At 51.4% G+C, this 22671-nt stretch carries 18 protein-coding genes and 1 pseudogene; 6 read left to right on the top strand and 13 right to left on the bottom strand.

All coding sequences use genetic code 11. The features are described 5' to 3' along the window. Positions 1 to 1426, bottom strand: a 1426-nt coding sequence (locus VB741_RS01515; RefSeq protein WP_323363370.1) for a glycoside hydrolase family 3 protein, incomplete at its 3' end; no start/stop codon positions are given. Between the two features lie 178 nt (positions 1427 to 1604). Here VB741_RS01515 and VB741_RS01520 point away from each other — a divergent pair. Continuing rightward, on the top strand, positions 1605 to 2150 hold the full coding sequence (locus tag VB741_RS01520) for a type III secretion system chaperone (RefSeq protein ID WP_323363371.1): 546 nt from the start codon (positions 1605 to 1607) through the stop codon (positions 2148 to 2150). A gap of 174 nt (positions 2151 to 2324) precedes the next feature. On the opposite strand, the gene VB741_RS01525 is transcribed toward VB741_RS01520, so the two are convergent. The 5 genes from VB741_RS01525 to VB741_RS01545 all read right to left on the bottom strand — a co-directional run bounded on the left by VB741_RS01525 (position 2325) and on the right by VB741_RS01545 (position 10158). Further along, positions 2325 to 4364: an EAL domain-containing protein gene (locus tag VB741_RS01525; protein ID WP_323363372.1), complete on the bottom strand. Its 2040-nt coding sequence runs from the start codon at positions 4362 to 4364 to the stop codon at positions 2325 to 2327. A 367-nt stretch (positions 4365 to 4731) separates the two neighbouring features. Then, entirely contained in the window at positions 4732 to 5913 is a 1182-nt protein-coding gene (locus VB741_RS01530; protein ID WP_323363373.1) for an RtcB family protein, read from the bottom strand. Between the two features lie 302 nt (positions 5914 to 6215). Continuing rightward, positions 6216 to 8327 (bottom strand): AAA family ATPase, encoded by a 2112-nt coding sequence (locus VB741_RS01535; RefSeq protein ID WP_323363374.1) that lies wholly within the window; start codon positions 8325 to 8327, stop codon positions 6216 to 6218. Between the two features lie 77 nt (positions 8328 to 8404). Beyond that, the gene (locus VB741_RS01540; RefSeq protein ID WP_323363375.1) at positions 8405 to 9172 is read right to left on the bottom strand and encodes a Uma2 family endonuclease; all 768 of its coding nucleotides are present in this window, start codon (positions 9170 to 9172) and stop codon (positions 8405 to 8407) included. Positions 9173 to 9426: 254 nt separating this feature from the next. After that, the gene (locus tag VB741_RS01545) at positions 9427 to 10158 is read right to left on the bottom strand and encodes a Spy/CpxP family protein refolding chaperone (RefSeq protein WP_323363376.1); all 732 of its coding nucleotides are present in this window, start codon (positions 10156 to 10158) and stop codon (positions 9427 to 9429) included. 228 nt (positions 10159 to 10386) lie between these two features. Between VB741_RS01545 and VB741_RS01550 the strand changes: the two genes are divergently transcribed. Beyond that, complete coding sequence (locus VB741_RS01550; RefSeq protein WP_323363377.1) at positions 10387 to 11634, top strand: sensor histidine kinase; 1248 nt, start codon at positions 10387 to 10389, stop codon at positions 11632 to 11634. Between the two features lie 78 nt (positions 11635 to 11712). Then, entirely contained in the window at positions 11713 to 12405 is a 693-nt protein-coding gene (locus tag VB741_RS01555; RefSeq protein WP_323363378.1) for a response regulator transcription factor, read from the top strand. A gap of 11 nt (positions 12406 to 12416) precedes the next feature. On the opposite strand, the gene VB741_RS01560 is transcribed toward VB741_RS01555, so the two are convergent. The 6 genes and pseudogenes from VB741_RS01560 to VB741_RS26225 all read right to left on the bottom strand — a co-directional run. Further along, a complete protein-coding gene (locus VB741_RS01560) occupies positions 12417 to 13139 on the bottom strand; it encodes a hypothetical protein (protein WP_323363379.1) in 723 nt (240 codons plus the stop codon). Between the two features lie 70 nt (positions 13140 to 13209). Next, positions 13210 to 14289: a murein hydrolase activator EnvC family protein gene (locus VB741_RS01565; RefSeq protein WP_323363380.1), complete on the bottom strand. Its 1080-nt coding sequence runs from the start codon at positions 14287 to 14289 to the stop codon at positions 13210 to 13212. Between the two features lie 395 nt (positions 14290 to 14684). Beyond that, entirely contained in the window at positions 14685 to 16040 is a 1356-nt protein-coding gene (ovoA, locus tag VB741_RS01570; protein WP_323363381.1) for a 5-histidylcysteine sulfoxide synthase, read from the bottom strand. After that, positions 15994 to 16257, bottom strand: a complete 264-nt coding sequence (locus VB741_RS01575; protein WP_323363382.1) for a hypothetical protein — start codon at positions 16255 to 16257, stop codon at positions 15994 to 15996. Before VB741_RS01575 ends, ovoA begins: the two co-directional genes overlap by 47 nt. Positions 16258 to 16503: 246 nt before the next feature. Then, positions 16504 to 17526: an L-histidine N(alpha)-methyltransferase gene (egtD, locus tag VB741_RS01580; RefSeq protein ID WP_323363383.1), complete on the bottom strand. Its 1023-nt coding sequence runs from the start codon at positions 17524 to 17526 to the stop codon at positions 16504 to 16506. 814 nt (positions 17527 to 18340) lie between these two features. Beyond that, positions 18341 to 18586 (bottom strand): annotated as a pseudogene (locus tag VB741_RS26225) (IS1 family transposase); the annotation flags it as partial. Between the two features lie 22 nt (positions 18587 to 18608). On the opposite strand from VB741_RS26225, the gene VB741_RS01590 reads away from it, so the two are divergent. After that, on the top strand, positions 18609 to 18959 hold the full coding sequence (locus VB741_RS01590) for a DUF952 domain-containing protein (RefSeq protein ID WP_323363384.1): 351 nt from the start codon (positions 18609 to 18611) through the stop codon (positions 18957 to 18959). Here the strand turns inward: VB741_RS01590 and VB741_RS01595 are convergent. After that, positions 18908 to 19252, bottom strand: a complete 345-nt coding sequence (locus VB741_RS01595; RefSeq protein WP_323363385.1) for a hypothetical protein — start codon at positions 19250 to 19252, stop codon at positions 18908 to 18910. The two genes, VB741_RS01590 and VB741_RS01595, sit on opposite strands and share 52 nt — an antisense overlap. A gap of 4 nt (positions 19253 to 19256) precedes the next feature. Between VB741_RS01595 and VB741_RS01600 the strand changes: the two genes are divergently transcribed. Together VB741_RS01600 and VB741_RS01605 are read left to right on the top strand one after the other, a co-directional pair. Then, positions 19257 to 21641, top strand: a complete 2385-nt coding sequence (locus VB741_RS01600; RefSeq protein WP_323363386.1) for a tetratricopeptide repeat protein — start codon at positions 19257 to 19259, stop codon at positions 21639 to 21641. Positions 21642 to 22012: 371 nt separating this feature from the next. Next, the gene (locus VB741_RS01605) at positions 22013 to 22669 is read left to right on the top strand and encodes a hypothetical protein (protein ID WP_323363387.1); all 657 of its coding nucleotides are present in this window, start codon (positions 22013 to 22015) and stop codon (positions 22667 to 22669) included. Positions 22670 to 22671: the final 2 nt, after the last annotated feature.

Below are 22671 nucleotides of genomic sequence, written 5' to 3' on the forward strand. Positions count from 1 at the left end.
GCCAGGAAAGGGTCCAACCGCCACACTGTTGACCAATGTCATCCGCCCCATCGCCCGTGACTAAAATGGTTTGGTCAGTGGGTAATGGTAGGAGATTGTTGTTGTTTTTGAGCAGGACCAACGACTCGCGGACGGCCTGTTGCGCCACGGCTTGGTGGTTAGGATGGCCCAACAGGGAATAGTTACCAGCCAAAGGACGGGCTGAGGGTTTAGGTTTCTCAAATAGGCCCAACCGGAGCTTGACCCGCAAAATCCGCCGCACCGCATCTTCCAGACGACTGCGGGAAATCTCCCCAGACTTTACCTGGGCTACGGTATTGTGATGTAGCTCACGCCAGCTATCGGGAGCCATGAACATGTCAATGCCCGCATTAAACGCCGTGGGACAGCTTTGGGTGGAACAGCCTGGGATCTGGGCATGGCCGTTCCAGTCTCCCACCACAAACCCATTGAAGCCCATGCGCTCCTTGAGCACATCGGTTAAGAGGGGTTTATGGCCGTGCAGACGTTGGCCATGCCAGGAGGAGAAAGACGCCATGACCGTCTGTACGCCTGCTGCCAAGGCGGGGGGATAGCCCACACCGTGGTAGTCCCGCAGGTCGGCTTCACTGTCGATATTGTCGCCTTGGTCCTTACCCCGCTGGGTGCCGCCGTCGCCGATAAAGTGCTTGGCGGTGGCGATTACATGCTGGTCACTCAGAAAACTATGGGTATTGAGTTCTCCCTGTAACCCTGTAACAATGGCTGTGGCATATTGGGCAACAATCTCTGGATCTTCAGAATAACTCTCATAGGTGCGGCCCCAGCGACTGTCCTGCGCCACGGCTAGAGTGGGGGCAAAGGTCCAATCCATGCCGGTGACAATGACTTCCCTGGCGGTGATCTCGCCAATTTTCTGGATCAGTTTAGGATTGCGAGTGGCTCCCAGGCCAATGTTATGGGGAAAGATTGTTGCGCCAACAATATTGTTGTGGCCATGGACGGCATCGGTACCCCAGAGGAGGGGAATTGCCTGCCCCCCCTTGGACTGGTCCATGGAGGCGGCATAAAACTTATCGGCTAGAGCTAGCCACTGGTCTGGGGCGGCGTGCATATCTTCGCTAGGGGCCGAGTTACCACCATTGAGAATGGAGCCTAAATGGTAGCGGCGAACATCCTCGGGGGTGACATCAGCGATATCAGCTTGGATCGTTTGGCCCACCAGTTCCTCGATGGTCATGGTGGCCATCAGGGCATCGATGCGGGCTTCCATGGAGGGCTCCAGGGAAGCGCCGCCGGCCGTCGGCCAGTGGGCTGGGGTGATGGTCGGTGCTGCTGTTGGTGCTGCTGTTGACGATGTGTCTTGTCCCTTAGCTGAGGCGACACTGTAGACGGCATAGGCGATAAAACTGCCAAACACTAGCAAGAGTAGCAGTGAACCAAGCATGTTGATTTCCATAGGATGGCTAGGGAAGTAAATCGTAAACCAAACTGGACCGTTTGGGGATATGGATTTGTGCCCATAGTTCACCACAGAGAGGTGCCTTAAAAGCTTTAAACCACTCTCAGGGATGGCTCATATTAGGCATTTAGAATGATGGCGCTCCTTCCTTTAGCCTCTAGCTATGACTTTTTTCTCCCGTAGGGCATCATTTGCGATCGCAGCCCTAATCGCCCTATCCATGCCCCTTGTCACCACGGTAGCCTGTGCCCAGACCGCACCTATACAGTCACCTGAACAGCTACAGCCCATGACCGTGGAGCGACTAGAACAAATTCTGGAGTCGGAGGTGAGCAACGTTGAGGGGGAAAATGGCCAGTGGCGCTTTAGCGTAGCCGATCGAGCTGTGATCGTTTTAGCCGATGCCAGCAATGATCGGATGCGGGTATTTAGTCCTGTTTTGCCAGTGGAGGAGCTAACCGCACAGCAGGTGCAGGCGATGCTGGCGGCTAACTTTCACACAGCTTTAGATGCCCGCTATGCCATCACTGATGCAGCAGTCGTTGCGGTCTATGTACATCCCCTGAGCACCTTGCAGGGGGACAATTTTCGTTCAGCCCTCCGGCAAGTCGTGAGCTTAGCTGAAACCTTTGGTTCTTCCTACTCTAGCAATGAGTTAAATTTTGGTTTGCGTCAGCGTCAACGCCCCAGCGATCTTGAGCAAATCTAAGGATTAACCTAGGAACAACTTTCATTGCGCAAGACAGATTAAAAAAACGTGCTGCCGATCCTCAGAATGACTGAATCTACAAAATCCGGCCATGGCAACTTGTTTCCAACTCGTTTTATGCTGTCAATCCTCAACTGCAGACAAGATCATGTGAAGCAACATCCTTGGGATGGTTTAGTTGAGTGTAGGAAACAGATGAACAACTTGCCTTGGATGCATTGGTTTCCCGAGGTAGTACCCTTGTATGGTATCGACTCCACATTCCTGCAGAAACTTTAGTTGAGAGGATGTCTCCACACCTTCTGCCACTATGTAAAAACCTAGATCGTGACATAGTTGAATACTGGACTTCAATAAAATACGTCCCCGTTCCAATTCACCTTCAGGAGGGACAACTAGTTTACGATCTAGCTTGATTTCATCAGCATCCAATGTGAGTAAGCTAGTTAGAGAAGAATATCCTGCGCCAAAATCATCAATAGATATTTTATGGCCTGAATGTCGTAATTTTTTAATTACGGATTTTAAGGCATCTAATTGAACAGTGTAGGTATGTTCTGTAATCTCAATGCAGAAAGAAATGTTCTGCTCCCTAGCACGATTAATAAACATTTCAACAGCTTGCTGATCTAACAAGAAGTCTTTGTCAAAATTCATGCTAATTGTCGGCACTGATAATCCTAGTTTTTGCCATTTTAGTGACTGCTCAAATACTAAGTCTGTTACTTTAATGTCGACTGATTTTGATAGACCTTGCCGATAAAGTCCTGACAGAAATGTAGGAGACACAAATTCACCTTTTCTATTCTGCAATCGTAACAGAGCCTCCATGCCCACCATTTCAAGAGTTTGGGCATGGAATTTAGGCTGAAAGAATAGTATTAGTGTGCCACCCTTCAATTGTCTTAAAGTTTCTTGCGCATCTTCGATGCTACTTAGATCACTTTTTTGTTTACTGAAAAATAGGCGTTCTTCATAATGGTCTATTTCGTCATATAGGAAATCGTAAGCATCTACCTTTAAAAAATTAGCCAAGGATGATGGTGTTTGATATTGGCGATTGATCAATACAATAAATGGCAGATAGATTAAACCATCAACGGCAATGCATATTAATTGAGTCACCATAGCAGGAATTGAGCAAGTTGATGCTACGTAGGCACTATAGAATGGTGGTGACATCCAGTGGACATAAGGGGTTAATGTTATATCAAATAGCCCCAAAGATATCGCTATCAATGCAATTATCATATTGACAAATGGGGCTAAAAAAAACGGTAAAAACAAGAGAGGACTTAGAATAATAGGCAGCCCAAATAATAAAATTTCATTAATATTGAATAGGGAAAATGGAATGCTTAAACGGGCGATCGATTTAAGTTTCGGTGTTTGTTTGGTCCATAAAATGATGAATGGAATAACCAATGTTGATCCAGAACCACCAATATTCATGAATACATCATGGAAGGTTTTCAGGGTAATGCCCCTGGGCTCGCCTACTGGAATATCCTGAATAAGCCGAAATAGACCGTCAGCGGTATATTCACCATGGAGGCCAAATAACCATGCTGAGAGGGCAAGTACTTTATATAAAATCAGTTCCTGAAGCTGACTTAAGTTGGAGAGCTTAGGGAGACCCTGTATAAGTTGAGCTATAGTATCTGTCCCTAGGGATTCCCTTAAGATGTTTGCTAAGACTTCGATACATAAAACAGTCAATAGACCAGGAATAGATAGGTTGAGACTTCTTTTTAGTCGAGGACTGACGTTATTGGAATTTTTTAATAGTCTTAGAAATCGAAATTTAGAGAAGAGATAAAGTCCATTAATACTGAATACTGTACAGAGAATACTAGTTAAAATAGAGCCATTTTGTGATGTGATTTGAGCAGCATCGTTAATGTTTATAAACCCTGATGCGCGGAAAAAGCAGACCATCGAAACTAAGGTTGCTCCAATTCGATCAAGATCTTTTTCCTTGGCTAGTAAGCTACTAAAAGATAAGTTGAAAAATAGGGGTATTAAGAAAAAATAAAGTCGGTTGATTTCATCAGTATCAATGATAGATAGGGCTGTAATGTTATGGCGATCTAAAAAGGATGTAAAATTGGAGACTAAGACCAAAATATTGATGGCCAAGACAATAGGCAGAAGCGATGTGAATGCCTCTCTGACAATTAGCAAGGGACCATACCCATTGAAGTCTTTTGACATTGACAGGGAAGTCTGAAAATTGGCAATTTGGTAAGTATAGGGCTTGTTTTAGGGTTTTACACTTTATTGTTAGCTGATTTCACATGCTAAATAGAGGTGGGTCTTGCTTCCGAAAAGTCAACAGTAAAATTATTGAAAATAGGGTGTCAACTTGATGTAAATCGTTGTCGTAAGGATAAAAGTCGTAATGCGGCAGCCATTAAAGCATGGAGGCATGAGTCATGCTTTAATGGCTTTCGGTGCTTGTCCTCCCTTGCGGCTAAAATTTTCCAATTTAAGTTGATGTCCTGTAATTCAGGGCATATTTGTTAACCTATTAGGCTATTTCTGCAGAGAACTTTAAAAGCAGCCTTTGAAACTAGATGTTTTACCCTTTAACACAGATGACTTGTTTTAGGGTGGCCACGACTTCCACCAAATCCTGTTGGTTTGCCATGACCTGATCGATGGGTTTATAGGCGGCTGGAATCTCGTCAATGAGGCCTTTATCCTTGCGACATTCCACCCCAGCGGTCTGTTCGATCAGGTCGTCCAGGGTGAAGGTATCTTTGGCTTTGGTGCGGGACATGACGCGCCCGGCTCCATGGCTGCAGGAGCAATAGCTATCATGGTTACCCTTGCCCTTGACAATGTAAGACTTGGTGCCCATGGAGCCGGGAATGATGCCATAGTCGGTGGTGCGGGCACGGACGGCCCCTTTGCGAGTGACGTAGACATCCTGGCCAAAATGTTGTTCTTTTTCGGCGTAGTTGTGGTGACAGTTGACCGCAAGCAATGGTTTGAAGGGTTTGCCGCCACCGAGATGTTTTTCAATGATGTGCTTAAAGCGGGCCATCATTTCTTCGCGGTTTTGCAGGGCATAGGCTTGGGCCCACTGCAGATCGTTCCAATAGCTGCGAAACTCTTCGGTACCGGCCACAAAGTAGGAGAGATCGGGGTCTGGCAGTTTGTCGGTAGCCAGCTTACGCAGGTTTTTGGCAGTGCTGATGTGGTATTTGGCCAGCATGTTGCCGATGTTGCGAGAGCCGGAGTGGAGCATCAGCCAGACGCTGTCTTCGGTGTCGATGCACACTTCGATAAAGTGGTTGCCGCCACCGAGGGAGCCCATTTGGCTGAGAGCTTTGGTCTCTAGGTGTTGGACTCCTTTATGGAGGTCTTTGAAGCTGCGCCAGCCTTGCCAGTTGTAGACAGATTTTTCAATCTTTTTATTGCTGTCAAAGCCGGTGGGGATGGTAGCTTCGATTTCCTTGCGAATTTTCTTCAGTTTGCCGTCTAGTTGTTGGCTGTTGTAGGGGGTGCGTAGGGCGCACATGCCGCAGCCGATGTCGACACCGACAGCGGCGGGGACGAGGGCATCTTGGGTGGCGACGACGGAGCCGACTAAGGCCCCTTGGCCCAAGTGGACGTCGGGCATGAGGGCGACATGCTTATAGACGAAGGGCAGAGCAGCGACGTTTTTGGCCATTTGGATCTCCTTGGAGCCGAGATCGTGGTTGGCCCAGGAGAGGACTGGCTTATCGGTTGTGAAGGGAACGTTTTGATATGGCATATTGATTTAGCTACGACGAAGGAACATACCGCAGTAGGTAATGCTGACTGTGTTTAGGGAAAAGGGTTTGAGGGGAATGGTTCGTAGGTTGCTTGTTGTTGGCATCGTTAGCTGATGGAGCCGCTGGGGATGTCGTTTAGGTTGTCTTGGCAAGCTTCGATTTGATCGCGCCAGTGTTCAGCCGCCTGATCGTTTGGGCATGCCTGTAGTTTGAGGATGGGGTCATGGATTAGTCGGGCTTAGCATGGCTATCTCAGCGCTATATTCTTTGCTCTATTTTTTGGTGGCATCGCCTCCCTCCGTTACTGGTATACCGCATTCATCCAGGTTTGGACAAAATTGCGCCGGTCCACATCGGTCCAGGTGAGCCAGGTGGCTTGGGTGACTTGGCTGGTAACGGCATCCACCAGGGGCCAGAAGGCTTCGTCCAGCTCCTGTTTGAAGCGCTCAGGCTGACCGTACATGAACTTACATTTTTTGGGGTTAAGTCGGGCGAGGAACTTGGTGCGGAGATAGTAGGGACTCTTGAGCTTCAGGGCAAAGGTGCCGTCGGTGGCTAGGCGGATCATGAAACCTTCGTGCTCCACCTGGTGGGATTTTGCGATCGCATCGGCAAAAGTGCAGGGGAACCAAGCAGGACGGGGGGTTTGGAGGATGGTTGCGATCTCATCCAACCCTTCTTCCCTGATAAACCCAGCGCCCAGTACACCTGCCCCAATCAAATGCAGACCATAGTCCTCCGAGCCGTACTGAATAATGTGAGGATCTTCGGGGTGAATTGCTTCCCACAGCAGGGTGGTCTCCTGATGTTCTTTTAGCCAGGCCAACACCCGACCATACAGCCCATCCTTAAACAGCAATGATTTAGCATAGTCCACATAGTCTCCTTGAAACGACCCCGAACAGGTAACAACCACCCGAGTAGGATCATAGGGATGTAAAAATGTGCTGACTAAAAAGCCATTGAGCTTTTCCACCGCGATCACTTCAGTCGCGGGGGGGAGTGTAGTATCTTTTTCAAGGTAGTTAAACGTACGGGGAAAGGGCTGACTGACGGGGTTGCCATCTAGGCCCACCACCACCCCACGGGCCAGCTTTAGCTCGGGGTACTGATCCCAGGCGGAGGGGGTAAAAAAGGCTTTGGAGCTGTACTTAAATAGGGTGAGTGGACCATCCGAGGCTTGTTTCACTAGCTTGTTGCTAACCAGGGGTTCCATTTGCTTAGCAAAGCTAGGAGGGCACTGGTGATAGTCAAAATCACAGGCAATATTTAACAGCTCCTGCTCAGGCAGACGCATGGCCGTAAGGGGACCGCCAAATCCGGCCCCGGTTTCGAGGGAATAGGTGCGTTCTCCTTCAGAGGTGAGGGGAATGTGGCCCCGCACCACGGTTAAGTCACTGGTCTGGCGAAAGACGCCATCGGTGTCGTAGTTTTCGTTCATGCGGCAGCGGCCATAGACCCGTTCATGGGCGGGCTGCAGCAGCGGATCAAACCATTCGATATCGCCGTGGCATAGGACGTAGTCCCGATAACGGTAGAAGGATGGCAGCGTCTGGATAAAGTCTCGTACCTGGGTCTGGTAGTACTGTTCTCGCTGGAGGGCTTTGTGCAGAGTTTCTCGGCCGGATTTGCTCCTCATAAGTTCGCCCCGCAGGCCCCTGGCCAGATTGTTGTCGTGGTTGCCCCGCACGCAGTAGTGGCCCTGGGCAACAGCTTGCATCACCCGGTCTAGCACCTCTAGGGATTGGGGACCGCGATCTACGAGGTCGCCGAGAAAGCAAAGCTTCCGTCCGTCGGGGTGGGTGAGATTTTGGTCGTAGCCCAGCTGGTGGAGCATGGCCTCCAGGGTGTCGGCTAGGCCGTGGATATCGCCGATGACGTCCAGCTGGGTGTCGTCTGGGATGGTGGGAATATCAATGGTGAGGGTGCTGTCGCCGGTGGTGAGAATGAAGGGCCATTGGGAGGTGGTTTGGATGCGATCGCAAAACCTAGCCACCACATACTCGGGCACCCTACAGCGTCGCTGCTTATTCTGCCGTTGCACCTGCTCCACTGGCGGGTTAAAAATCACCACCTGCACCGGCACCCCCAGTTCCTCAGCAATGGTGGCAAAGGGTTTGCGTTCTTTATCGCTGATCAGGGTAGCGTCAACAATGGTCGTCAACCCGGTTTTGAGCCTAGCCCGCACCACGCTTTCCAGGGTGGCAAAAATTAACCGATCGTCCGTGTCTAGGGGGCGGTCAGCTACTTGTCCATCCACTAGCCGTTTGGCCGTACCAAAAAAGGTTTGCCGCAATGCATCACTAGACAGCACCAAGGTTGGGGGCAGGTGCTGACAGGCGGTGGATTTTCCAGCTCCGGGGGCTCCAGAGAGGAGGACGAGGCTGCCGATGGAGATGGGAATCGTGTTCATACTGTTCATATTCAAGCAGTATGCCCTTGATTTCGGATTTTTTTGATGGGTGGAACTCAGCAGTTTGGGGATCCCATTCACTCTTCTGGTTCAATACCTGCTGCTCGCAGCTGTGCCCGTAATCGGTCTGCCCGTTGAGCTGCTTGGTCTGCCCGTTGGGCTTCCTGGTCTGCCCGTTGAGCTTCCTGGTCTGCTCGTTCTATGCCCCATAACAATAGGTTTTCTTGGGCATCCCACCACCGTAGCCAATAACCTGTCCGATTTTCCCGCTCCCCTTGCCAGACCCCCAGGAATAGCTGCATCGATTCGATCCAATACAATCCATTGTTCGCCATGGTGTGCAGCTTATAGCGACCATCATCCTGGCGCTGATACAGTTCCAAATCCCCTGAGGCGGGTTCAAAAATGGCATAGTAGGGCACTTGCAAAATGGTTTCATAGTAAAACCACTTGCCGGGGGGATAGGTTGGTTTACTGGAATATTCGTCCCCCGCTGTGGCCGAGAGAAACTCCATCACAATGGTGGGAACATCGCCCTGTAAATGGGGCGTATAGCTACGTTCAATCTCAGTTCTGGGGACGGTTATTTGGGCGACGTAGGCCCAGTCCGGTGCCTTGACGACAATTTTACCGTCCACGGTGGCACATACGCCGTAGTTGGTCATGGTAAATGCGGTATCTACCATTAGCCCCGCTTGATTCAAGCTATCTGTGAGGGCTGCGGCCAGTGCCGGTTGATTAACGTTATCCACAGGATCATCAGGTAGCTTAAAGTCGTCCGGTAGCTTTTCCCATGCGACCGTTAGGGTAGGAGTTTTGGAGGTGATGGGTTGGGCAATAACCATGGTTCAGTAAATGGTATAGTCCTTAACTCGGTTTTAGCGCACAAACTGCCTAATACAGCATATATTTTCTTGTTGTTGAGCTTCAGCAATCAATCAACAGCTGACAAACCTATGGTTTTGTGCCCATTGTTCCTACCATAGACGATCACTTTGCGATTAGAAAAGTGCCATTAAAAAAGGCCAGAGACAGTTGCCTCTGGACCCAGTATGTTGTGTTCCTATTGTTCCTTATTTAGCAATGCACCCTAACGTGACTAACGCTGACGACGCTGGCCTCGGTTTTCGCCCATTTCCTCCCGCTGGGCCCGCTGCTCATCAGTCAACACCTGATCAGCTGCAGCTCGAGATGACTCACGAATTGCCTGCATCTGGGTGCGCTGCTCTTCACTCAGATTTAGGTTGCGTATGGCCCGGTGACGCTCACGGCCCGTTGTCCCCTCTAAACTAGCCAGCTGGTCAGCGGTGAGAACCGCTTCAACCTGGGACTGGGCATTCTGCTTAATCGCCTCTAGTTCAGACTGTTGCTCGGGGGTCAGATTTAGGGCCTCGCCCATTCCTTTCCGATGATCTTTGCGACCTTCACCGCGTTCAGCTCGCATGGCCTCTAGTTCAGACCGTTGCTCAGCGGTAAAGACCTCACCGGCAGCCGCGCGGGATGATTCACGTATTTCTCGCAGCTGGGTGCGTTGTGCTTCGCTCAAGTCTAGGTCCCGCATGGCCTGGTGCCGTTCGCGGCCAGTTGTGCCCTCTAGGGCAGCCAGCTGGTCAGCGGTGAGGATGGCTTCTATTTGGTTGTGGGCATTCTCTTTAATTGCTTCTAGCTCCGCTTGTTGGGCTGGGGTGAGGTTGAGTTCTTCGGCCACGTCAGGGGGTAACGCACTGGCACTAAAGACTTTGAACATGGCTGGGGCGGCCAGTAAGGTAGTTAACATCAGAGCCCCGCCGAGGAATTGTTTGATGGTGGAATGCATGGTTAGAAATCTCATCGGTTGATTGCCTGTGTGCTTAACGATGGCCTTATCCTAGCCAGGGGATAGCGATGGTGACTGCTAGCAGAAGTCACCACTTGGGGAGGACTGGAGTCATGGGGTGGGGCATGACTTTAGTCACTAGTCATGGGGAGTGACAGTGTAACTATAGAATTTTGGGTAGGGTGGTACTGAGGAGGCCACCGCCTACCGCTTCGCCAATGCCAAACTGCCAGTTTTTTTGACATGAGCCGCGCCATCCAGTTCCATAACCATCCATTTCGCTTTTTGCTCTACCTGGAGTGGGGCCTGCTGGCGGTGGCCATTACCAGCATTGTCACTACGCCGCCGCTGCGGGAGGCGGCTCGGCGTGGTTTAACCCATGGGCAGACGTTTGCTCAGTGGCCCTTATTCACGGTTGGTTGCCTCCTGTTGTTTGGTCTGTTGGGGTTGTATTTACCGACAAAAGGATTTTGGCAACAGTTGGGCCATATTGCCCTGCAGGTCGTTTTGATTTTGGTGGCATCGGGCCTGATGTTGCGGGGAACCCGTCTATTTCCGTTTATTTATCTGGTGTTGGTGATCCGCAGCTGTTTAATGGTGGGGCTGATGAGCCAGGTGACGGTGACGGCCCTGGCATTTTTGTTGTTTATGACCACCCTGGGGCTGAAGTTTAGAAGATTGGCAGGGGAGAATGGACCACCCATTCCTCGACCTATGCGCCATTTGATCGGTAGCCTCCAGATGAATCTGATTGTGTTCTTTGGTTTGGCCCTGGTCTTTACGCTGTTGTTGGTGAATGCTTTGCTCAATGAAAGGACCATCCAAAATCGGTTGAAAAAGGCCAATGAGGATCTGCAACGGTCTGCGACCCAGGTCAAACAGCTGGCAACAGTCGAAGAGCGTAGCCGCATTGCTCGGGAGATTCATGATTCCCTGGGCCATTCCCTAACGGCCCTCAATATTCAGCTAGAGGGAGCGATCAAACTTTCCCAACGAGATCCTAAAAAGTCCCAGGAACTGCTGACGGAGGCCAAGCGGTTGGGGTCTGTGGCACTCCAGGATGTGCGTCAGTCTGTAGCCACCCTGCGGAATAAATCGACCGATCAAAATTCTCTTCAGAGTCGGTTAAATAGTCTGGTGAATATGTTGAAGACGAGTACGGGGATTACGCCTAATATTAATATCCAACTTTTACAGCCGTTACCGGAGGCGATGAGCATGGCCCTTTATCGTCTGGTGCAGGAGGGGATAACTAATATTGTTAAACATGCTGAAGCAACGGCGGTGGACCTGAGTTTGATGGTGGATGAGCAGGGGATAAGGTTGTTGTTGCGAGATGATGGCCATGGGTTTGATCTGGGGCAAACGTCTACGGGATTTGGTTTGCAGGGCATGCGGGAACGGGCCCAGGCGATGGGGGGGAATTTGACGGTGAATAGTCGACCGGGGGAGGGGTGCGAGATTCGGCTGGTGGTGCCGGCAACGGGGTGAAGCGGGGCATGAAGGGGTGAAGACGGGTTGCTGTGGGGGTATCCCTTGTGGGTGGCCGCCGACTAGGAGAGTGGGGTTATGAATCAATCGTCTCAACAAAACAATTCAGGGCTCATTGCGGTGATGCTGGTGGATGATCAGCAGATTATTCGGCAGGGGTTAAAGACGTTGTTGGAGCTAGAGGACGACATCTGCATTGTGGGGGATGCGGACAATGGAGAGACGGCGTTGGCTTTATTGGGGCAGCTGCAGCGGACTGGCCAACTACCGGCGGTGGTGCTGATGGATATGCGGATGCCGGTGATGGATGGGGTGGCGGCGACGGGTGCGATCGCAACCCAATACCCTGCCATCCAGGTCCTAGTCCTCACCACCTTCGATGACGATGAGCTGATTGCCCAGGCCATGGCCGTGGGGGCTAAGGGCTACCTACTCAAGGACACTCCCTCCGAAGAACTGGCCCAGGCCATTCGCTCCGTGGCCAAGGGCTACAGCCAGTTTGGTCCTGGCATTTTAGAAAAAATGCTTTCCGGGCAGCAGCAGCCTGCGGCAGAAGTGCCAGAAGGATTCGATGAATTGACACCTCGGGAAAAGGAGGTGCTGCGGCTGATGGGCACCGGGGCGAATAATCGGGAAATTGCTGAGGCGCTGTTTTTGTCAGAAGGCACCGTGAAGAACCATGTGACTAGGGTTTTGGGTCGGTTGGGACTGCGCGATCGCACCCAGGCCGCCCTACTTGCCATCAAACTATCCGCCAAATTGTCACCGTAGGGGCAATGCCACTACAACACCCATTCCAGCCCAATCCCCAACCGACTATCCGTCGCCCCCGGCGCAAATTGCCATTCCACATCCGTCGCCAACCGCAGTCGCTCCGTTAACCCATAGCCAAACTCCAACTGGGTAATCATCACCGCATCCGCTTCCGTCGGACTGACCCAACTCTGGGTATAGGCAAAATCAGCCCCCCCGCCCCGCGACGGTACCACCTTCACCTGAAAACCCACCTGCACACCGCTTTCCCGATAGTCCACCGCCTCCACATGGCGATAGCCCACAAGCGGGGCCACATTCACATAGTCCCCCAAGGGCAACAGGTAATACCGCACGTGGGCCCCATAGGCCTCCCGGTCCCGGTCATTGCCATCAAAATTGGCCCCATAGTCGGCATTTACCGTCAGGGGTAGATCCCCCACAAACACATCTTCTACCCCAATGGCCAGTCCCCGTTCATCGCGACTAGAGGGAAACAGGGCATAGCTCAGCTGAAAACGGGTCGGAAAGCTAGGCTCATGGCGGATAGCATCCAGGACATCCGGGGTATTTCCCAACCATTCCTGGAGCACCGGGCTGCTTTCCACCGTACCCGGTGCCAGATCTAGTTCATCATCAAATTGCTCAAATTGTTCAGGATGTATAGGTTCCGCCAGGGCCGCTGCCATCGGCACGAAGGCGACCATAACCAGAGCCAGCAGGCAAACGGCCCGACTGTAAACATCAGCCATGTTTAACCAAACCCATGCTTGCTTATCCTCAGATGACGACGCTGATCCAAATGCGATGACCGCGCCTATTCTACAAAAATCGTAAGGGATCCACAGGGTTGCCATCGCGGCGCACTTCAAAGTGCAAATGTGGCCCCGTCGACAGACCGGTAGAACCCACTGCAGCTATAGCCTGCCCTTTTGACACCGATTGACCCTCACTGACATTGAGACGACTGGCATGGGCATAAAGTGTCGTCAGGCCGCCCCCATGATCAATAATCACCGAATTCCCATAGCCCCCATACCAGCCAGAAAAAATAATCGTACCCGAGTCCGCCGCCACAATGCCCGTGCCATAGGGTGCGCCAAAGTCCACCCCCGCATGAAACCGGTTATAGCCCAACACAGGATGAAACCGAGAGCCAAAGCGGCTGGTAATCTGGCCCGCAGTGGGGAAACTCATTTGACCGGTCCCCACCACCCCGCCAGTGGCAGCCGCCACCCGCTGCCGGATTAAATTAGCCAAACTTTCAGAATCTCGGACCAACTGAGCCTGGGCCGCTTCCAGGGCGCTGCGATTTTCCTTCAGCCGGGTGATCAGCTCATTTTGCTGGCCCGCCTGGGCCTCAAACTGATCGCGCTGGGCTAGGAGTTGCTGCCGCAATAGGGCAATGGAATTTTTCTGAGCTTCCACCCCCTGCTGCTGTCGCACGATCATATCCGCCTTGGCCTGGACCTCCGCCATCACATTACTATCCGCCTCGTACACCTTACTCAGCAGATAGCGCCGCTCCAAAAACTCATTTAAATTCTCGCTTTTCAGCAGTAAGGCCCAGCCCTCCGCATCCTTTTGCCGCTGCATAAACTGTAGTCGTCGCACCGCCGCGATGCGGACCGTTTCATATTCCTCCTGGGCCCAGCCAAACTCATTTTCCAACTGTTTTAGCCGTTCCTGCGCTTGGGCGAGTTGAAACTCCGTATCCCCAATTTTGAGGTCCGTAATCGTAATACTGTCCTGCAAACCATCCAACTGCTGGGCCGCTTCTCGCTCTAACTTTTGCAGTCGATTTTGCTCAGCTTCTAACTCCTGTTGTTGCTGCTCTAAATTTTTCTTCTGTTGCTCTAGTTGTTCCAGGGGCACATTATTTTGGGTTTGCCCTATGGCCATAGGTACCAAACAACAGACGCAAACTATGATGCTGACAAAGAGAGATATAAATCGCTGTGATCGTCTTACCGTCATTCGTTTTGTCAGAAACTCTCTAAAGCACTCAAATTATGGCAATCAGGGATCACACCTCCCCTCGGGAGAGGCTGCGGGGCGTTCAAAGCACACGAAGCATATAATAGTCTGACTTTGCCGTTTGAAAAACGAAATTCGTCTGTACGAATAGGTATACGAATAGGTGGCTAGCTCTCCATCGGCGCAATACAGTCCGGCCCCTCATTCCGTGGACTATTTACCCTTGAGCGCATTTCTTTGCGAGGTATCGTTAGAGTAAATCGCCCTCGTCTCTCTGCTCGTAAACTTTGGGGCAGATCACTCCTAACGGGTCATCCGTGTCAAATGTCTTCAGCCAGACGGAAACCCGCGTGTTGATAGAAGTTGGGCCGGAACCAGTTGCGATAGTGGGGCAATGCCCCGGCTCCACAGCTGATCCAGGAGCCTCCAGCCATCATTTGGTGTAGGTGATCAAAATAGGAGGCGGAGTAGTCTTCGTACAGGGGATGGGGTTGATAACCGGGCAGAGCGGTGAGGTGATCCCTGAGCCACTCCCAGGTATTGCCACGCAGGTCGTAGATGCCCATCGCCGTTTGGGCGGTTGGCCTAGCCCCCACCGCATGGGGAGACCCAAACTGGCCGTCGAGGTTGTAGTCCTCCACCGGTTGGGGATGGGGGGACTCGCCGCAGACCGCCCGGTGCCACTCCGCCTCTCCCATCAGACGGGTGTGGCGTCCGGTGCCTTCGTTATACCAGCGACAGTAGGCAACCGCCTCATGGTAGTTCACCTCAACTGGGTACTGACCGGGCAGAACCATTTCATCAAACATAGCCCGATACCGATAGCCCTCCGGCGATTGGGAATCTCTCAGCCAAAATTTAGGATGAGAGATGGCCTGCTGGGTTTTCCACTCCCAGGCGGCGGCAGACCAGTAGGTGGAGGTCTCGTAGCCCCCCGCCTGGACAAAGGCTAGAAACTCCGCGTTGGTAATCTGGTATTTGCTCACCCGAAAAGGGGCGACCTCAAGGGTGCGATCGCCATAGTCAATATCCCAACCGTAGCTAGGGGCATCCTGGGGTTTTCCCAGACGCACGGGCCCTCCCGCCACCGCCACCAGGGGGTTAGGGCGAGCATCACCGTTGCCGGGCAGGTATACCCAATCGGCAGGGCGGCGGACCATCTCCACCGGCAATTGCCGGATCAGCACAGATGAGGTTTCGATGTGAATATACTGATGCTCGATCGCCATCATCAGGGCCCAAAGGGGATGGCCAGAGGTGACGGGGGCGGTGAAATCGCTCCGGTGAATCAGATCGGCGATGCGATGGTAGACGGCTTGGCGATAGCCCCAGACCGAAGCTAGGGCAGCCCGGCGCAGCTGGGCAACCTTGCCGGCAATTTCATGGGGTTTTTCGGGGTCAACCCCCACGGCAAATAGGTCTTCGTAGTCCGGATGCAGGGCCTCTTGGATCAAGCCAACCCGCCTGAGTTTGTTGATGTAAAAGACAGCGGTATGACCCAGGTAGAAAATCAGCAAATTGCGCAGAGGGTCAGGGCTGAGATAGAAGGGTTCATCCCCCACCAGGCTCTGCCATAGACGGTCTTCCAGGGTCCAGGCCCGCTGGTAGTAGGCTAAGACCGCCTGGGAATCACAGCGATCGAGGCAGGGCGGTGTGGCAAGGGCGGTCTGGATCATGGTTTTTCCCATTACACGTTTTGGATAATCCGATTGGGGCCATTGAGGCTATTTCAATGGCTATTTCAATATCGGTGGAAAACGCCAAAATTGCATCGGCCTGACTACTGGCGATCGCTTTATAGCGTAATCCTGGATCAACAGTAACCACCTGCTTAAAGTCAAAATTGCCCTTTGTCTTTCTCGCATCAAGGCCATCAAAAATAGCCCAGTACAAATCCCTTTCCCAAGTCGTTTAAGAAAAGCGTGGATTAATCAGATGATCTCAAAAAAATTTTCTCAGGAAAACTCACAGGAAATACATTTCCTTGCTTTCTAGTTAGAGGTTTTAAGGTCTTAAAAAGACTGGCCCACAAACCCTAAATACCATAATTATCTCGAAAGCTAATATGATTCAAATCATGAAAATTGGATGAAACGAAGAATAGTGATAGGGAGCCAAGGAAGGTAATTATCCGCTAGGTCACCGGCGGCAGAGAATGACCCCGAACCATTGCATTGGATCGGTCCAGGTTTGCACGGGAGAAAGTCCCTGCACTTGCAGATAGTGCTGCATCTGCTCCAGGTTAAATTTGCGAGAAATCTCCGTGCGGATGCTTTCCCCAGGAGTTAGCTCGATACTCAGATCCAGTGTCTTCAACTGCACTGACTGGGGTTGCTGACAGCGTAAATACATTTCAATCTGGCAGTCCTCAGGGTTATAGATGGCTTGGTGGTGAAAGGCCTCCAGGTTGAAGTTGCCGGTAAAGCGGTAATTGAGATGGGCCAGCATATTCAAATTGAAGGCAGCGGTGACCCCCTGGCAATCGTTGTAGGCGGCTTCTAGAATGGCGGTATCTTTTTGTAGGTCAATGCCCAGCAGAAAATAATCGCCCGCCTCCAGCACGGAGGCAACCTGGGCGAAAAACTGGTCGCACTCTAGGGGCGTGAAGTTGCCCAGGCTGCTGCCCAAAAACAACAGCAGGCGCGGAGCTCTGGCGGGGGTAGGTAAGGCATTTAGGGCCTGCCCATAGGTGCCCACCAGGGCCTGCACCTGCAGGGTGGGGTAGTCGGTCAGCAATTGGGCGGCGCTGTCCGCCAGGATGCCCGCACTCACGTCAATGGGCTGATAATACAGAGGATGGCCCTGGGCCTGGTAAGCATCTAGCAGTAGACGGGTTTTGGTGGAACTGCCACTACCCAGTTCCACCAGTTCACAGGCTCCTGTAGCTTGGGCGATCGCCCTGGCATAGTGCTGCAAAATCCAAGCTTCCGTACGGGTCGGATAGTACTCCGGTAAGCCACAGATCTGTTCAAATAATTGGGAACCGCGATCGTCGTAAAAGTATTTTGGTGGCAATACCTTTGGAGATTGGGTCAGCCCCTCAATCACGTCTTGCCCCTCAAGCCCACTAGAAAACTCAGGGGAGTCCAGGTAGACAGTCTGAAAACGTCCATCTGGTGTACTAGTGGATTTCTCAAGGGGAAGGGGGGTGGGAGATATCATTGGCGGGATGACATGAATATGTTGTGCTGTGGGTGTTGTGTTATGGCCTCTGCTCCTTTGCAAAGGGGCAGAGGCCATAACAATAATTGAACGAATCTAATTATTAGCTAGCCTCAAGTTTGGTTTGTATTCCGCTAGTTCTAAAATTGCTAGGTTCAGATTACGTTCTGCATCAAAATACGAATTATAATCATTGACAAATGCAACAAACTTAATTACCGAGCATTGTGATCAATCTGAGTTATCAATCTTACTAAATTGCACAATAAATTCCTTGGACATCTCCTTAATTGAGGGTACGATATCGCAAATACCATCACAAATTTGACTGGTCTAGGTAGGGGAAATATTGTCAATTCTCAGCGTCGAAGTCAGGCTCCACTCTAACTCATCACCTGGGTTTTGTGACCAGTTTTCAACAATGCCAGTAATCATTTTAGAGTTGGGCTTTTGATAATCGATCCCCACTGGTAGATTGCAGCGTGGTATGGCGTTCATCCAACTTTTGGGTCAAAGTTTTACAAGGAAACGATTTCAAGCTAACTACTTGAAACAAGCCAAGACTATGCCAAAGCTAGAAAAATGATTGTAATCAAGAAAAATGGCAGAAAAACAGCCATAGAAGGAATTAGAACAGATAATTGACAGATAATTGTGAGATTTGAGAAGTATTATAAACTCTTAATGTTGTTTAGAAGCTTCAGAGACAGGGTAATTTGACTCTAGGACTTACGCATTGACAAAACGCAAGAAACATGGTGGGTTTAAGGGTAGTGAACTGGTAGTGATCTGCAAGTAGTGAAGAGGTTCAAACCTATACCAAACATGAATTGTAATCATGGATAAAAGACCAGATAGTACCCCCATAATTTTCCAAATTTTTTAAGAAAAAGAGAGACTTCCGCATTAACCTAGAAATGCGTTGACGGAAAGTATTATTTAACCTTTCAATATGATTAGTTAGCCCAGTTTACTTATCAACAGCTTTGTGCAGTTTTCTGGAAATAACTTGACGATAAACCGGCCCAAAGTCGGTATATGCAACAGCACATGTACTGAAGGATTCTAGGGAGGATACTGTGATGGATCTGCTGTATCGTATTGCTCCGGCAGCTGATGTGGAGTTAGCCGAGGCCCAGGGTTGGTTTGAGTCGGCGGATCTGGCGGCGGAGGGATTTATCCACTGTTCGTTTTTGCATCAGGTGATGGGGGTGAGCCGTCGTCACTATGGGGGCCAGCAGGGACTGGTGTTGTTTTGCATTGACCCGACCGCCGTGGATTGTGAGATTCGAGTGGAGAATACGTCCGGTGGGACGGAGTTGTATCCCCACATTTATGGTCGAGTGCCTTGGACTGCTGTAAAGCAGGTGTATCGGGATACTTATGGTGCGACGGGGGTATTTGAGTTGCCGTTGGGGTTGCGATCGCAATAACTCCACGCCGCGATCGCAATAACTCCACGCCGCGATCGCAATAACTCCACGTTGCGATCGCAATAACCCCACGCCGCGATCTCAATAACTCCACGCCGCGATCGCAATAACTCTGCTCCGCCAACAGCAGCATCCAAAAAAGGCTCGAAACCTGGAGTTTCCCTCACCCTAAATCCCTCTCCCGGGGGGAGAGGGACTTTGACGGCCTGCCTCCTCTCAGTATTTGCCTGTAAAAACTTATTGCCCTCTTGTAGCCATCCCGTAGGACACATCACTTTCCTGGGACGAGTCATAACCATGGGCAATCGACAGATCATCAAACGAGTTAGGCAACGCTGGGTGGCTATGGCCTGCTTGGGCAGCGTGGGGTGGCTGGGGCTATCGGTGCCTAAGCTATCGGTATCGGCCCAGGCCCCTGCTGGCCAATCCCAGATTTGCATTGATGAAACTAGCTTTTATCAACGTGACCGGGTGACTGTCCACGCCTACTGGAGTGAGCAGGCCTTTAGGGAAGGATCTTTACAGGCAGGGGCCAACCATTTGGTCAAGGCCCTAGAGTTGGTCAGTACCGTTGAGCAGGATGCTACCAAGGTGCAAATCTTAGAAGAGTTTGTGGCGGAGAACACTATTACCGGCGGTTGGTTGCTCCATGGGGTGGATCGCCTGATGGCCCAGGGCGATACCGATGCTGCGCGGACTGTATTGTTATCAGCCCGTGACGCTGCCCAGGAACTTCCCACGGGCTATAGCCGCTTAAAAATAAAGCTGCTGACCACCATGGCAACAGACTATGGGGCCATAGGTGACCTAGCGGTGGCTGGAGACTTACTTTTGCAGGCCCGACAACTGGAGCCAAATTTGGAAGGAGTTGAGTTTAAGGTAAATGCGCTGACGTCTATTGCCCAGGGGTATAACGAGATTAGGGACTATAGCACGGCAACAGAGCTGGCTGCCCAGGCTTTGCAACTGGTGGCGGTGGTTAACTACCCAGACTCGGTAAGTCGAGATCAGGCGGTGGCTGCGATCGCAACAATCTATGCCCAGGCAGGCGATTTGGACCAGGCCCTGACCTTAGCCCAATCTATTGAGCAGCCCTACGAGCGAGAGAGTGTCATTGGGGATGTAGCCTTGTCAGCGGTGCAAGCGGGCCAGCGAGACCGGACCAAGGACTTAGTCCAGCAGCTCACCCTGGAGCAGCCGACGATCCGCGCACTGCAAGAGATTGGCCTACATTTAGCCAGTATTGGCGATAAAACAGAGGCTTTGTCTTATTTTAACCAGGCGATTGTCGCCATTGAGACATTTGGTTATCCAGGTCCCCAGTTTACCCAGGCGATGGTAGATGGCGGTTTTGCCGAGCAAGTGCTGGAGGCATTGGCGGTGGCACCGGCGGGACGCATCCAGGTATATGGTCTGATGGATGTGGCCAACCACTATAGTACGGTGAACAATCCGGCCGCTGCTAGGAACGTGTTGCGACAGGCCCTAGTGGCGACGGAAAATGTGGAACAAACCTATGAGCAGCAGGCATTATGGGAAGAGATTCTGAGGCGAGCCATGGTGCTAGAAGATTATGAGCTGGCCCTTTCGACCGTCGAAACCCTGGTGGCTAAGGAGCTAACATATGACGAGCTATCAGATTACACCGCCATTGGCGGGGCCGCTGCCAGGTCAGGCCAGATTGATCTGGCCCTCCAGGTTGTTGAACGCATTGACCCGAGTTATCGCTCCAACCGGCATCGGGTCTGGCGGGAAATTGCTGGGGCTTATGCTGTTGCGGGTGACTTTGAAGCGGCCTTTGCCATGGCCGAAAAGACCCAGTCCTCTGCAGAGGACTATGCCCAGGCATTGGTAAAAATTGGGCTATCACAACGACAGGCTGGACTCTTGGATGAGTCAGCCCAAACCATCGATCGGGCGGTTCAGGTGGCGGAGGGCTTGCCCCGTATTGGCAGCCGGTTAGAGACGCTGAACTTTATTGCCTTGGCCCAGACCCAGGCTGGGCAACCCGTACCTGAACTGTTTGAGCGGGTGTTGGGGATGGTGGGAGAAGTCGCGGCAGACCCTTATGAGTCATTTACGTTACAAACGGTGGGGACTGGCTGGGTGAATGCGAGAGAGTATGGGTTGGCATTGCGATTGTTGGATGCGATCGCACAAGTAACCCCCGAAAACCCACTATGGAGAACCCTATTGGTGGAGCGCTTAATGGCCGAAAAAGACTATGCAACGGCGTTAGACATCATAGAATCGCGGGATGTCTCTACCATTGAGGTAGATGAGATGTTGCAGATTGCAGACCGCTATATCCAGGCAGGTCAAACGGACCAGGCAGTGAGGATTTTGACCCGTGTTTCCAGTGCCCCTGGCAGCGGGACTCGTCAGCTGTTGCGGGTGGCAGAACTGTATGCCCACCTAGGCCAGGATCCGGTATCGCCGGTGTTAGCTCGGGCATTTGAGATGGCCCAGACGGTGCCAGGAGACGAATCCAAGATGCTTTACATCAAGGAAGATTTGATCGTGGACGATCCTGAGGATCGGGGTAGTCTCTACGAGGAGATTGCGGTGGCCTATGGTAGAGCAGGAGAGTTTGAGCAGGGAATAGCGATTGTCCAGGCGCTGCAGGAGCGGGATACGCGCGAACAGGCAATGAATCGGTTGAACTGTTATCGCGGTTTTTGAGCCTATGGGTTGGTTAGGGGCTTGGCGGGTGTTTCATTATCCATACTGCTCGGCATTGGCCTCAGCTTTCTGGGGGTTAGCCGTCGGTAGGTGTTGGTAGCACCTGCCGATGGTGCCAAATTATTAGGTTCTAGTCAGCCGCGGACGTCGCGACATTAGATGAAAGTAGGACAAAATTTTATCGTCGTCAAGATACAAAGTATTAACCCGGAAGCTGGGTACTTCATATTGAAGAAAGTTGATGGGTGATGATTTGCCTGGTCAGGCAGCAGAGTTCGTGCTTGCTCTAGATACCTGGCAAATGTAGCGATTTACTATAACTAACGTAGCGATTTGCTATAACTATTGAAAGCTTTTACCTCAAAACTGTGATGCAGAAAGTTCGATTATTCTTGGCGTCCTCGTCAGAGCTGAAAGAAGATCGGGAGCAGTTTGAAATTTTTATCTATCGCAAGTGCAAAGCCTGGTTTGATCGGGGCATTTTTTTGCATCTAGACATTTGGGAAGATTTCCTCGATGCGATGTCGGCAGAGGGATTACAGAGCGAATATAACCAGGCAATTCAAGGCTGCGATATCTTTGTGCTGCTGGCGCTTAATAAGGTGGGTAAGTACACCGCCGAAGAATTTGAAAAGGCGTTTGGCACGTTTTCGGAAACACGGAAACCATTTATTTTTACGTACTTTAAGCCATCGGAGACGCGGGACCGGGATGAGTTAAAGAGTCTGTGGGCGTTTGAAGACAAGCTAAAAGAGCTAAAGCACTACAAGACAGAATACAAAACTATTGAAGGGTTGCGGGAGCACTTTGGCAATCAGCTAGATAAGCTAGCTGCCAGCGGTTTTCTGGAGCTGAAGACAGATGATAGGGCCCAGGGAGCTGCAGATGGGCCATCTGGTAGTACGGAGAAGACGGTGACCGTGTCAGGGGATGGGAACAAGGTATATCAAGATGTGCATGACAGCACCATTAATGACAGCTCTAAAACCTACCACATCGACAAGATTGACTCAGCGAGGTTTGAGTAGCT

It is taken from the genome of Leptothoe sp. PORK10 BA2 (assembly GCF_034932105.1).
GTDB lineage: Bacteria > Cyanobacteriota > Cyanobacteriia > Phormidesmidales > Phormidesmidaceae > Leptothoe.